The sequence below is a fragment of the Alteromonas sp. ABE4_545 genome, from assembly GCF_056161325.1.
The window spans coordinates 1-14,008 of sequence record NZ_JBSWYY010000009.1 but is presented as its reverse complement, the minus strand read 5'-3'; the positions used below and the strand labels follow the sequence as shown (position 1 = coordinate 14,008).

The following is a 14,008-nucleotide window of genomic DNA, read 5'->3' as shown; positions in this document are numbered from 1 at the left end:
TCACCTTATGACTAGTAGTTGTTACCTATTCACCGACCAGCAATTAGCTGGTCGGTTTAATTGGGCACACCGTCGATGCAGACGGTCATTTTTTGTTTAAAACAAATGTGTAAAAACATGATTATCTTATACCCTGGAGCACTGCTGTTATGGAGATAGAACTGATTGGGTTCGTCCTCACTTTGTGCATTGCCGGCGCAATTGCTGGCATTACATCTGGTCTGTTTGGCAATGGCGGCGGTTTTGTCGTTGTCCCTGCCCTCACTGCGGTTTTTCCGTTTTTTACCCCTACATCTGATGAACTTGTAAAAGTAGCCATTGGCACTTCATTAGCATCCATTGTCGTGTCTAGCACACGTTCTGTGATTGCCCATAAAGCAAAAGGCGCTGTAGATTTTACCGTACTTAAGTCGTGGTCGGCATGGATCGTACTTGGCGTTTTGGGTGGATTGCTCATTGCTCACAAGAGCAGCAGCGGCATTCTTACCGTGGTATTTGCTGGCGGTGTTTTGTTGTATTCCATCTATTTCTTATTTCCTGACTTTGTTGTTCGTCCGGGAGTAAGTTTCGACATGCCTACCGGACTTGGACGAGCGTCTCTGGCGTTTGTGTTAGGTGGGTTCTCAGCCTTGTTGGGGATTGGGGGCGGTACACCGATGGTGATTACTATGGTGATGTGTCGTCGCAGTATTCAACAAGCTGTTGCTACGGCAGCTGGTGTTGGCTTTTTAATTGGCTTACCCGGCGCCATTGGCTTTTTATTCATGAAACACGCCGAAGATGCGGTTCTGCCATTTGGTACCGTCGGCTACATCAATATACCAGCACTGATCGCCATCAGTATTGGTTCCATCTTAACGGCACCCATTGGTGCCAACATGGCCCACAGTTTTAGCGAAAAAACACTCAAGCGTTTGTTTGGCGTGTACTTAGTGATTGTGTCTGTGGTCATGTTTATTAAGTATTTCAAAAACCTATGACATATCACCGAGCCAAATAAGAGGAATTAGAACGATGACACATAACCCTTCTCGACGTTTATTTTTAGGCGGTAGCCTTGCAGCAACAGCTGTTGGCGCATCAGGTATTATTGCACCAGCGGGATTAGCCGCAGCATCAACGATGGACGCAGAAAAACTCTATTACGGGCCAAAACCCGGCGTGGCAAAACTCAATGCCAATGAAAACCCTTTTGGACCTAGCCCAGCTGCTTTAAAAGCCATTGCTGAAGCTTCTAGCAGCGGTGGTGCTTATTATGCCTATCCTGCTGCGGTTCGTTTGATGGATATGATTGCTGAACATCACGGCTTATCACGCAGTAATGTGTCTTTAAGTGGTGGCTCTAGCCCAATCCTGTCATTTGCAGCATTGGCCGCAACGACTAAAGGGGTCATTTTGGGGCCAGATTTGTTCTGGGATACCACATCAAACGCGCCGTTAAAACAAGGCGGCCCTGAGATTCGTCGCATTCCCAATACCGCTGACTTACAAATCGATCTTGATGCCATGTATAACGCCATCGATGACAGCGTGGGTATGGTGCATATTTGTAACCCTAACAACCCTACTGGCCGCATTGTTGACCCCGTTAAATTGCGTGAGTTCTGTATCAAAGCATCAAAGAAAACCCTTGTTCTCGTTGATGAAGCCTATAACGAACTGATTCAAGATGCGCCTAAGCACTCGATGATCCCGCTCATCAAAGAAGGCCACAATATTATTGTTGCACGTACCTTCTCTAAAATTTACGGTTTGGCGGGCATGCGCGTAGGTTATATGTTGGGTTCAGAGCAAAATATGGAATGGATCAACAAGTACGGTATGGGTGGTTACACGGTTAACCAAGCTGGCTTAGCGGCGGCAATCGCCAGCTACAACGACGAGGCCTTTATGACCTTTTCCCGCGACAAAATTGCAGAAGCAAAAGGTATTATTGCCGACGCAGTCAAAGCCAATGGATTAACTGCTTTGCCTTCAAGCACTAACTTTGTGTTTGTTAATTTAGGGCAAGACGGTGATGCCAATGCTTTCCGCAAAGCGATGGAAGCACAGAACGTATTGATTCGTGGTCAATACCGTACGTATAAGCCTTGGTCTCGCGTGAGTACAGGCCGTATTGAACACGTTAAAATGTACGCCGCAGCCATGCCTAAAGCGTTAGAAATGATGCATAAAATGAAAGCGTAATCAGCAAAAAACGTATCATTCCACACGTTACAAACCTCAGCATTTGCTGGGGTTTGTTTTTAAAACCAAGCTTGGCGTAGCTCGCTAGGCGTAAACCCCGTCCAACGTTTCACGGCTCTGCGAAAATTTGTCATATCACTTATCGCTAGCTGATTCGCACTTTGTTCATTATTGAGTTGCTGCAGTTGCAAGCAACACACTACTTGCTGTCGTCGTGTTTCATCGTAGAGCTGTTTAAAGCTCACTCCGTGCTCCGCCAATTTTCGCTTCAATGTGGCCGGACTCAAGGCAAATTTTTCAGCTAATACAGGTAAAGTAATCGCGCTTTCTTTACGCAAGATTCGTCTCACTTGGTCTAAAAACGTGTACCGGCAAGGCCTCGCCGACATCACGCCTGTTAGCGCGTACTTTTTCGCAACTCGGTTCGCTAGTATAAATGGCGTATGAAGATCTGAGGTCGGAAACTTGATCATACACACAGGTTGGTCAAACTTGAGTCGATACCCCAAGTTTTCTTCATATTCCTGAATGTGTCGGGGGCGCGAAAAAGGAAAACTAAAATGAAATGGAATACGCCTTCCCACGCATTGTTTGCTCAGTGCAACTAAAGCCGAGCAATACATTTCCAGCATAAAACCAAATCGTTTACCTGCGCCAAGGGCGTCTTGCAGCAATAAATATCCCCACTCTCCATCACGGTGAAAAGTGGCGGATATAAACGGGCTAATCACCGTTTGTGCCACAGTTATGGCCCGTAAAGCAGACTCAAAGTTAGAGGAATAGGTCAACACGTGAAGCAAAGCATTACTATGACTAGACACCAAATTTCTGCCTGCTTGGAATGCACAATCGTAACCTTGAACATAGGTTTGCGCATTGCCCACAAGCCGCAACAACTGACTGGCACTCACTCTTCTTTGAGATGTTAAATCCGAGCTGAAAATCCCTGTTCCTCGTAGTAATTTTTCCTGCTCAGCACCTCGGGCGTTGGCAATAGCAACAAGATTCGCTGCCAGTAAATTGGCAGCAAAAACTTTGTCAGTTTGCGTTAACCCTAGCTCGAATGTCATGCGACGTTAACTGCCATCTCATCAATCTTTTGATTCATGCGGGCCAATATGTCATTGAGTCTATTCTCATTATCCAGCGGCCCTGCAACCACTCGCACGCTCTGGAAGATAGCCGTTGTTCCATGCCCTGCTTTAAACGCCACGTGACGCACGCTTTGCTGCAGTTGTTCCGCTAGTCGACGAGCTTCTTCTGGGGCAATTTCTGGCAACAAAAGTACGAAGCGGTCGCCAGCATAGCGGCATGCCAAATCCACGGCACGCAAATTCATCAGAATCAATTGCGCAATTTCACGTAAAAAACGATCGCCTTCTTGCTGGCCGTACTGCTGATTAAATTGAGAGAAATTATTAATATCAAGAATGATAACTGAGGCGGAAATACCCTGCTCTTGCAACTCTTGCGCTCTGGCACGCCAATAATCTGCACGATAAAGCTGTGTTATCACATCAATTTGATCATGAGAGCGATACCACAGTTCTCGGCGCTGAAGTTGCCGATTAAGCGCCAGTTGCTCTTGATGCCATAAGTACAAAGCCAACGACATGATGATCATCCCCAGCCCAGCAGGCACAGATTCCACCATACTCAACCACATAGCGGCTTGATTGTAGTGGTTAAACTCATCAAACACGTCGAGTAAGGCGGAAAACATAAAACATGACAACCCAACGACGAGCAAGCTAGTAACCTTGCCCGGGGGGCGGCTAGTGAGTACTGCGACAATCCATATCATAGTCAATACGGCGACACTGCCCTCACCCACCACATCGAGCCATTCAATTGCATCTGCGGGCTTGAGCGAGCCGTTGATAAAACACAACAAGCAGGCAAGTACGAGTACGCCAAAGGACACCCCTAGCAGGCTGGTATGGCGCATTAAAAGAGTTAAATTCATCGGTAGACTTCCCAAGGTTTCTACAAGCTTTCACTACACAATGCTAAGTGAGAAACCCGCTAACTGAAGTGATTCTTGGGGGTCATTTTGGCTCAATTATGTGACAAAACGATGATATTTAAGCAATAGAACAAAACCCTGCACCGCCACACGCCTTATTTTTAAAGGGCTATAGCGAGGGGGTCAAAATAGCTCAACAAGTTGCATTTTCTACTCAAAAGCTCATTTTCACCACGCAGATGAACACAAATGGTCACATAACTGTCATTTTCACTCCTTAACGTAGCCGCCAATCGACTTACTTTACTCACACACTCACTGAGAGAATCTTGGAATGAAAAGGCGTTTATCACTGTTATCTCTTGCTTGTGCAGCCGCACTCAACTTATCAACGGCCTATGCGCAAGAAGACACGGGCGTTATCGGTCAACTCACCAACGAAGCGCAAAATCGCGTCTATGCGGGCGCAAAGATTGAAATTGTTGAATTGAACAAAGTGACGTTTTCTCATCGTGACGGCACCTTTCGCTTTGACGGTTTACCCGCGGGTACATACACGCTGAAGGTCTCTTATTTGGGTTCACCCACAGTAACGCAAACAATTGAAATTACTGAAGGTCAAGCTATCACGCCGGTAGTCATGATCGCAGAAGACACAGATTCATTAGAAGAAGTGATGGTGCAAGGCCAACGCAGTGGCCAAGCCAGCGCACTTAACCAACAGCGCGTTGCTGACAATATCAAATCTATCGTCTCTGCCGATGCCATTGGTCAATTCCCCGATCAAAACGCTGCAGAATCGTTGCAACGCCTTCCCGGCCTTTCGATTGAGCGCGATCAAGGTGAAGGCCGTTTTGTCGGCATTCGTGGTATCGACCCTAACTTGAACAGTGTCACCATCAACGGGTTGAATGTACCTTCACCAGAAGCGGGCGTACGCTCAGTTGCTTTAGATGTTATCCCTTCTGAGTTAATTCAAACACTGGAAGTGTCTAAATCGGTCAGTGCTGACATGGACGGTGACGCCATCGGTGGTGCCATTGAAGTAAAAAGTGTCAGCGCTTTCGACCGCACAGGCGACACATACAGTATTAATGCCCGATTGAGTCAGAACGAATTACGCGATGAATTGAGCCCTAAAGCATCGTTTAGTATGACCAAGTTGTGGAATGACAAGTTTGGTGTCGCGGCTGCATTGTCGTACTTCGACCGTAGCTTCGGCTCTGACAATATCGAGAGCAATGGTGACGACGAAGTTGAAGAACGACAATACACCATCACTCGTAAACGCTTAGGTGCCGCGGTTAACCTAGATTATCGACCTGACTTCAACAATCAATTTTATCTGCGTACGCTATACAGTAAGTTCTCTGACAACGAATATCGTCAGGCCAACATCTTCACACTGGACGGCGAAGACTCAGAAATTGCGCGTGAAAGTAAAGACCGTTACGAAGCCCAATCAATTTTTACCGTTGCGGCAGGCGGTGAGCACCAGCGCGGGGAATGGGAATATAGCTATCAACTCGGTTACGCAAAATCTGACGAAGACGAACCTGATGCCCTTTATTACGTGTTTAAAACCGATAATGCGAGTCTCAGCGCCGACCTTGATAGTCGCATTCCTCTAGTCTCTCGCGATGACGCTGCCGATGACTTGAGTACTTATGAAGTAGATGAAATCAGCTTCGAAGACAACTACGCGAAAGATACCGAATACAGTGCCAAGTTTGATGTGACCAAGACATTCAATAATGAAGGTCCATTAACCTTGGTTAAAGTGGGTTCAAAATACCGTACCCGCAGTAAAGAAGTCGACAGTGACATCTCCATTTATGACGGTGACTTTGATGATATGGACCCAAGCATGTTCGCCGCCGCCCAACCTGATTGGGGCATTGGAGCTTTTGGTCCTGGTTTAGACAGAAGCGCCATGCGCAGTTATTTCAATAGTAATAAAGCCGCTTTGGAACTCGCTGAACTCGATTCTGAACTTGAATCTAATGGCGCGTCTTATGTGAACGATGAAGACATTTTCGCTGCCTATGCCATGGCACAGTTTGATGTCGACGATCTACGTGTTGTTGCCGGTTTGCGCTATGAAAAAACCGACTTTAGTACACAAGGTATGCGAGTTGAGCTTATCGAAGACGAAGAAAATGACATTGAAGAAGTGGTCAACACCGATTGGTCTGCACAACGCGATTACGACTACCTATTGCCAAGCATCAATGCTCGCTATTCTTTCTCTGACCAGCTGATTCTTCGTGCCGCATACAGCCAAACTATTTCTCGCCCGCGTTTTGAAGAAGCTGCTGCTTATCAAATTATTGAATCCAAGACAGAAGAAGATGATGGCGAGTTTGTTACCGAGCGCGAAGCAGAGGTGGGTAACCCTGAGCTATTGCCTTATGAAGCCAACAACTTTGACCTATCTTTAGAATACTACCCAGGCAATATCGGCGTACTGTCAGCCGGTTTATTCTATAAAAAAGTCGACAACTTCGTGATCTATGCCGACGTTGCTGGTACCGAAGGCTGGGAAGGCTACGATGAAGTTGTCCAGCCACAAAATGGTGAGTCTGCCGATTTAACCGGTTTAGAACTGGCTTGGGTTAAGGCTTTTGACAACGGCTTGTTACTTTCTGCCAATGGTACCTTCTCTTCATCTGACGCTACCACGCTACTTGATGGCGAGCGCTACGAAACTAGCCTGCCTAACCAGTCAGATACAGTGGGCAATTTCACTATCGGCTATGAAAATATGAACTGGAGCCTGCGCTTAACGATGACTTATAAGAGTGAGAACTTGGAAGAAATCGACGGCGATATGATCCGTATGGAAGACGATCACCAGCAAGTTGACTTCTCGGGCAAGTACTTCATTAACGAAGATATGAACGTGTATTTCAACGCTATAAATATCAATAACGAGCCTTACTACCACTACTTTGACAGTCGCAACCGCAATGCTCAATTCGAAGAATATGGCCGTACGTTTGAGATTGGCTTTAGCTGGCAATTGTAATTCGCTATTTAATTGATGTTTCGGCGCAGCGCTGTCGCGTTGCGCCTTTTGGTAAGTGAGATATGAAAGGTCATAGCAAAGCGAGCGAAGGCCAAATCGTTCATCACTACCCGCTCCAAAAACAGGAAAAGTAATATGAAGATGCGCACTATGTTGCTCCCATGCGCCCTCCTACTCGGTGTAACAGGTTGCCAGCAATCTGCTGATAACATGCAATCTGTTGAACAGCCACAAGCTCAGCTCACGCTGCAATCTCTGTCTCAGGTTTCTGGTGAAAACCTACTTCCTTTAACCTACAACAATCAATCGTATTGGTTACTTGCCAGTGAAAAATTGGGGCTGAGCCTTATTGATGCTGAGCAAAGCGTGATTGCGAAATGGCAAGGCAACATGAGCCAAGTTGACTATCGCCAACTACAAGATGGACATACGCTGCTCATCTCTGCGTTGGACAACAATACTTCTGACATCCATTTGTTAACGTTGGATTTAACTGCCCCGGCATTTACGCTTGAAAAAAGCTTACCCGCTGTCGTCGCCGATATCGAAACCGTGTGTTTACAGCAAACTGCTGAAGGCATCAATTTATATTCAGCTGACGCCAACGGCCAAGCCACTCAACGCTATGTGTATGTTAATCAGACAAAGCGCATTGTCGATCAAGAAGTGAGAAAGCTATTGATTGGACCAGGGCTCTCTGACTGTGCAGTGGCAGATAATCTGCAAACCTTATTCATGGTCGAACAAGACACGGGCATTTGGCATTACGACGCCTTTGATGAAGCGGAAGATAGCCGTGAACTACAAGTGCTGTCTGCGTCGATGGAAATCGAATCGATTTCGGTCACCGCCAATGGTGAAGCCTTGCTTGTCAGCCCGGATAAACCGACATTATGGTATGTGTGGGACGAAACGGTTATCCCTATTGCCCTTCCAGAAAAAATGGAGCCGGGTACTGTGAATCTATCGGTCAATGACAATGGCACCTTAACAATTGGCTTGTTTGATGAAGCCAGCGGTCAGTTGTTCCAAGGAACAGTAACACTGAATCACCCTCGTGCTGTTAGCAAGCCTCGTTCGCCTGTAGCACTGTTAAAAGCAGCAGTAGAAACTCAACCGGTAAATCGTTTTGGAGATGCGGCTGATGACCCCGCAATTTGGGTCAATCAAACGGCCCCTGAGAAGAGTCGTATTTTAGGCACTGACAAGAAATACGGTTTGAATGTGTATGACCTTGCCGGGAACGAGCTCCAAAGCCTGCCTGTCGGTCGCGTGAATAATGTGGATATTCGTACCAACATTCAACTCGGTGAAAGATTAGTGGATATTGCTGCTGCCAGCAACCGTTCTAATACCAGCGTGAGCCTATTTACTATTGCACAAGACTCTGGCGAAGTGACACATTTGTTAGACTTTCCCACCGACCTTAATGACGTTTACGGTTTGTGCTTGTATCAGGGAGACACTCTCGACGTATTGGTAAATGATACCTCTGGTGATTACCGTCGATATCGTCTCGATATGACTGACACCATCCATGCGACTGAAATAGAGCGATTCAGCACACCAAGTCAACCCGAAGGCTGCGTAGCTGATGATGCATCAGGGCGTTTGTATTATGGTGAGGAAGCCGTTGGTGTATGGCAACGGGATCTCATTGGAGACACACCAAACGCAACGTTAATTGCGGAAGTGGGCGGTGATGTTGAAGCTGACATTGAAGGCGTAGGCTTATATCAGTTGGACTCGGCGCAATATTTAGTTGTATCCAGCCAAGGTAATAATCGTTATGCCGTGTACGCCCTTAACGACCACAACCGTCTACTAGGTACATTCAGTATTGGCGCTAATGTTGAACTTGGCATTGATGGTGTGTCGGAAACCGACGGTCTAGAAGTGACCGCCACACCTTTAGGCACTCAATTTCCTGATGGGTTAATGGTGGTGCAAGACGGAAGAAATGTGATGCCTATGGCTCCGCAAAATTTCAAACTCGTCAGTGGCAGCGCGCTCGCAGAATTTATTCGTAAGCACCGATAGTTTTACATCTCACTCGCAAAGGGGGAACTTCTCCCTTTGCTTCTTTCATTCACACAATTCAGATCGCAAAATATTTGTACAATTCGCCCTAATTTCAAATGACTAGCGAATAAAGATTTCACTTATGCTTCATACACCGCTATGCTAGCTAACAAAGATAAATACAATCATCTATACCAGTAATAGTTGCTTTACCCCATGAGTCATTTTTTTACACCTCAAGTGTTAGCATGCCAATTCTTCTGTCTGTACGATAAAGTGAGTTTTCAATGAGCATCGCACTACTTGTTACTGACGACTCAAAACTCTCTCGTAAAAGTGCCATCCGAGCCTTACCGCCTGAATTGGACTATCACATCACAGAAGCAACGAACGGACGAGAAGCCATTGAAATAATGCAACATCAGGGATTTCATTTGCTGTTGCTTGATTTGACCATGCCCGAAATAGATGGCGTAGGCGTATTAGAGTATTTGTCTCAACAATCCCCCATGCCAAATGTCATTGTCATTAGCGCTGATATTCAACCTGCGATGAAAGAAAAGGTCTTCGGTCTCGGTGCCAAACGATTTTTGCACAAGCCATTAAACCCCGACGAACTAGCTATGGCGATGTTCGAGCTAGGCTATTTGTAAGCTCTAGACTGTTCGAGCTGAAAGCCTACAAGCGGGATAATTGGGTAAGCGCTCACGCTCTGTTATTATATTGGTTTTGATACCTATCTGCAGTTCATGCCCAAGATTGAAATTCAACACGGCTTTGTATTAACCACTCGCACCCGTACATCCAAATACGGCGATAAAGTGGAAATATGGGTTGCAACTGAAAATGGGCCTCGCTGCCTCGTCACTCCCTATGAGAAGCCGGTTTGCTTTATCCTCCAGCAGGATAAACAGCCATTGAGCGAGATATTATCAAAAGAAAACTTACATGCAGAAATACAAGATACACAACTAAGAACGCTTACTCAGCTTCCAACTAGTAGTGTAAAGCTGACCTCCGAACGTCAACTGTACACGCTTAAGCGAGCGATACAGCATTCACCTATCGAACTATTTGAAGCGGATATTAAGCTAGCTGACCGTTACTTGATGGAACGCTTTATTTATGGCGCTTTACGCTATCAAGGTCAGGTTAAAGGCAACGATATTGTCGACGTAAAAGTAATGCCTTCGGACTTTAGACCAAAGCTTAAAACCCTGTCACTCGATATCGAATGTGATGAACACGGTCAACTTTATTCGATTGGCCTTGCTGGCAATGACTGCCATGAAGTGATTTTGATTGACACAGATGCACAAACGATACAGCCAAACTCTTTGCCCTTCACCCTTACGGTAGTCGATTCGGAAAAAGCACTATTACTGGCGTTGATTCAAACGATCAATTGCGCAGATCCCGACGTCATCTTAGGTTGGAATATTAAACAATTCGATATGGTAGTACTGGATAAGGCTGCCAAACGACTAGGTGTTGCCTTGACTCTAGGGCGGCAAAATACGCGATTAGCTATACGAGAATGGGAAGCCGGACGAGTAATGGTCGATTTACCCGGACGAGCAGTAGTAGATGGTATCGAAAGTCTCAAATCGATGACCTATCACTTTGAAAGTTTTAGCTTGAATCACGTTGCCAATGAGCTTTTGAATAAAGGCAAGTTAATTGAAGAAAGCGACAGATTAGGAGCGATTAAGGCACTATATCAAAACGATAAACTCGCGTTGGCCAAATACAACTATCAAGACTGTGAATTAGTTAACGATATTGCTACGCACACCAAATTTATAGATTTCCTGATATTGCGCAGTACATTAACAGGGTTGCAACTCAGCAGGCCTGGAGGCTCAGTCGCGGCCTTTCTCAATGTGTATCTGCCGAAGGTCCATCGAGGGGGGTATATCTCTCCTAACCGCCCAAACGACGGCGGCTTAGCAAGCCCCGGCGGCTACGTAATGAATTCAAAACCGGGCTTATACAAACACGTTTTGGTACTCGATTTTAAGAGCCTTTATCCGTCTATCATACGTACCTTTAAAATCGACCCAATGGGGTTGGCCGAAGGACTAAAAACGCCAGAAAACGCAATACCTGGTTATAAAGGCGCTGTATTTTCTCGCAAACAACACTACCTTCCAGACATAATCACATCGCTATGGGCACAACGCGATGAAGCGAAAAAACACAAAGACGCGCCACTATCCCAAGCAATTAAAATTTTAATGAACTCGTTTTACGGCGTACTGGGAAGTGGAGGCTGCCCTTTTTACGACACGCGCCTGGCAAGCTCTATCACCATGCGAGGGCATTTCATTATGCAAACAACAGCACAATGGATCGAAGAACTTGGGCATGAAGTCATCTATGGCGATACAGATTCAACCTTTGTTCACCTCTCTACTGTCTCCGACAACGCAGCAGCAAACGCCATAGGCAAGCAACTAGAAACGATAATTAATCAAAAATGGGGCGCTTATATCGCTACAGAGTTTGGTGTTGAAAACCAGTTGGAAATTGAATTTGAAACCCATTTTTCAACCTTTTTTATGCCCACGATACGCGGTGCTGAAACGGGCAGTAAAAAGCGCTATGCGGGTATCAAGCAACAAGGTAATGAAGAACAATTAATATTTAAGGGGCTAGAGACCGTTCGCTCAGATTGGACTACATTGGCCAAAGATTTTCAGCAAACCTTGTATTTAAAAGTCTTCAAAAGCGAGCCTGTAGACGCATACATTCGCAATACGCTTGAATCGTTAAAAGCAGGGCAATTAGATGACAAACTGATCTACGCTAAGCGCTTGCGAAAGCCCCTCGCCCACTACGTAAAAAATGTGCCTCCTCATGTCAAAGCAGCACGCATCGCAGACGAACAAAATAGCTTGCGCGGAAAACCTCTACAATATACAAATTCTGGATCGGTGAAGTACGTGGTGAGCACTCAAGGGCCAAGACCCATTGAGTATATTGATCACCCCATAGATTATGATCATTATATAGAAAAGCAATTACAGCCAATAGCAGACAGCATTCTTCCACTCATAGGGCTGAACTTTTCTACCATACAAGACAAGCAAATAAGCTTATTCTGCTAAGTAACATTCACCCAAGTCTGTTGCCTTTTCTTGCTCACTTTTGAGCGTGTTTTTCTTTAAAACTATTATAAGCACTCAACACCTCAGGAATACTCACTCGCTTTAATAAGCGAGCAAGTGTAGTTGCTTCTTCTTGAGGCGCGCTAGCAATATCACAAATCACTCGCTGGTAACGAGTATTGACGTGTTGTCTCGCTTTATCCAGTGCTTGAGCGACCTGAGCATTAGCCATACGTTCTTGCATGTAAGCATGGTATTTATTAAAGGCGTCAGAGGGAAAATTAATGTGCTCTTTTACGCGGTCATCTTCAAAGCCATGGCGATTATTTTTAAACTGTGACTGTACACGATCAAGACCAACTGGCCGGCCTCGGCCTAACATAGCAACATATTCGAGCTCTGACCGAAACTTGCGGTGTACAATGAACGCCCTTGCTAATTTGGTACCTTGAGGCACTTTGGCAAAAACGCTATCAAACACCGGAAACTCTGTTCCGTCTTCAAATAACCTTTTTAAACCATTATCAGTAATGTTATGAGGGTTCATTGAAATAGGTTGAAGATAAGTTCTATAGAGAGATTTTACTTGCTGGGCAGTTTCTACCACTGTTTTTTCTTTTATCGGTAACTCAAACAAGGTCTCATTGACTTTGTTACGCCATGGAAAAGACATTACGTCAAAGTTTTCCGTACTACTAATCAGTGTTTTGATTGTCGTTTGACAATCCAAAGGCGTCCAAAATTCGTCCAAGTCCAACAGTAATAAATGCGTAAAGCCTTCGCTATGTGCGACCTTAAAAGCATTACGATAGATTGTGCCTTGTGGACCTTTTTTAGCCTGCTCAAAAAGCGTATCCGCACAGATAAATTTGACCTGTTCTGTAGGAAAAAGAGATTGGAGTTCTTCTGTATTATCAGTGCAACCATTGAAATGTATTTCAATGCTGTCGACGCCAAAGTATAAATGGTGGTAGACCCACTCAGGAATATATGCAGCTTCGTTCTTTGCAATCGCAACTAACTTAACCTTCGTATTTTTTCGTCTGTCTAATATTCGTAGTAAAGGGTAGCGAAGCTGACTTAGATTATGCCTTACGGCATTAATTCGGCTTTTCCAATTCATTCAAAATCTTTCTCTATTTACCTTTGCTATAGAATAAATTACAAAGCGATGTTGCCAAAGCGCATTTTTGAATTTAATCAGGCAATCAACAGGTTAGTTAACCAAACGAAAAAAAGGGCTACCCTTCCGGATAGCCCTTCTTCTAAATAGGAGCTTGGCGATGTGCTACTCTCACATGGGGAGACCCCACACTACCATCGCCGCTAACGTGTTTCACTTCTGAGTTCGGAATGGATTCAGGTGGTGCCACGTCGCTATTGTCGCCAAGCATAAACCGTCGTGCAAATTCGAGTGCTCTACTCGACATTTGCGCAATGAGGACCAACAGTACTCTCAGGAGTCAGTCAAGTCATCATTGTTTAAGTCTTATCTTAACAATTCTGGAAATCTGATATTCAATCTATCGAGTAACTACTACTCTATTCAACTTGATTTAGCACTTGCCTACAACACCATAGCTTAAAGCTAATTTGGCGTTGTATGGTTAAGCCTCTCGGGCAATTAGTACAGGTTAGCTTAACGCCTCACAACGCTTCCACACCCTGCCTATCAACGTCATCGTCTATAACAAC

9 protein-coding genes and 2 rRNA genes are annotated in these 14,008 nt (G+C 45.3%); 6 read left to right on the top strand and 5 right to left on the bottom strand.

The window, feature by feature from the left end:
- Window positions 1-149 precede the first annotated feature (149 nt).
- Both ACXAH6_RS10390 and ACXAH6_RS10385 read left to right on the top strand, forming a co-directional pair.
- Window positions 150-980: a sulfite exporter TauE/SafE family protein gene (locus ACXAH6_RS10390; RefSeq protein ID WP_474876601.1), complete on the top strand. Its 831-nt coding sequence runs from the start codon at window positions 150-152 to the stop codon at window positions 978-980.
- 34 nt (window positions 981-1,014) lie between these two features.
- Complete coding sequence (locus ACXAH6_RS10385) at window positions 1,015-2,187, top strand: pyridoxal phosphate-dependent aminotransferase (protein WP_474876600.1); 1,173 nt, start codon at window positions 1,015-1,017, stop codon at window positions 2,185-2,187.
- Window positions 2,188-2,246: 59 nt separating this feature from the next.
- Here ACXAH6_RS10385 and ACXAH6_RS10380 read toward each other — a convergent pair whose 3' ends face one another.
- The gene (locus tag ACXAH6_RS10380) at window positions 2,247-3,257 is read right to left on the bottom strand and encodes an AraC family transcriptional regulator ligand-binding domain-containing protein (RefSeq protein ID WP_474876599.1); all 1,011 of its coding nucleotides are present in this window, start codon (window positions 3,255-3,257) and stop codon (window positions 2,247-2,249) included.
- Entirely contained in the window at window positions 3,254-4,153 is a 900-nt protein-coding gene (locus tag ACXAH6_RS10375) for a GGDEF domain-containing protein (RefSeq protein ID WP_474876598.1), read from the bottom strand. The genes ACXAH6_RS10380 and ACXAH6_RS10375 overlap by 4 nt, the downstream gene beginning before the upstream one ends.
- A gap of 334 nt (window positions 4,154-4,487) precedes the next feature.
- Between ACXAH6_RS10375 and ACXAH6_RS10370 the strand changes: the two genes are divergently transcribed.
- From ACXAH6_RS10370 to ACXAH6_RS10355, 4 genes are all read left to right on the top strand, one after another.
- Window positions 4,488-7,181 carry a TonB-dependent receptor gene (locus ACXAH6_RS10370; RefSeq protein ID WP_474876597.1) on the top strand — a complete coding sequence of 898 codons (2,694 nt, stop codon included), beginning with the start codon at window positions 4,488-4,490 and terminating at the stop codon, window positions 7,179-7,181.
- Between the two features lie 135 nt (window positions 7,182-7,316).
- Entirely contained in the window at window positions 7,317-9,221 is a 1,905-nt protein-coding gene (locus ACXAH6_RS10365) for a phytase (RefSeq protein WP_474876596.1), read from the top strand.
- Between the two features lie 269 nt (window positions 9,222-9,490).
- Complete coding sequence (locus ACXAH6_RS10360; protein ID WP_474876595.1) at window positions 9,491-9,856, top strand: response regulator; 366 nt, start codon at window positions 9,491-9,493, stop codon at window positions 9,854-9,856.
- 96 nt (window positions 9,857-9,952) lie between these two features.
- Window positions 9,953-12,313, top strand: coding sequence for a DNA polymerase II (locus tag ACXAH6_RS10355; RefSeq protein ID WP_474876594.1), 2,361 nt, complete (start codon window positions 9,953-9,955; stop codon window positions 12,311-12,313).
- Between the two features lie 34 nt (window positions 12,314-12,347).
- Here ACXAH6_RS10355 and ACXAH6_RS10350 read toward each other — a convergent pair whose 3' ends face one another.
- The 3 genes from ACXAH6_RS10350 to ACXAH6_RS10340 all read right to left on the bottom strand — a co-directional run.
- Window positions 12,348-13,436, bottom strand: a complete 1,089-nt coding sequence (locus tag ACXAH6_RS10350) for a glycosyltransferase family 2 protein (RefSeq protein WP_474876593.1) — start codon at window positions 13,434-13,436, stop codon at window positions 12,348-12,350.
- A gap of 152 nt (window positions 13,437-13,588) precedes the next feature.
- Window positions 13,589-13,704, bottom strand: a 5S ribosomal RNA gene (rrf, locus tag ACXAH6_RS10345).
- A gap of 212 nt (window positions 13,705-13,916) precedes the next feature.
- Window positions 13,917-14,008: ribosomal RNA gene (locus ACXAH6_RS10340) — 23S ribosomal RNA — on the bottom strand; the annotation flags it as partial.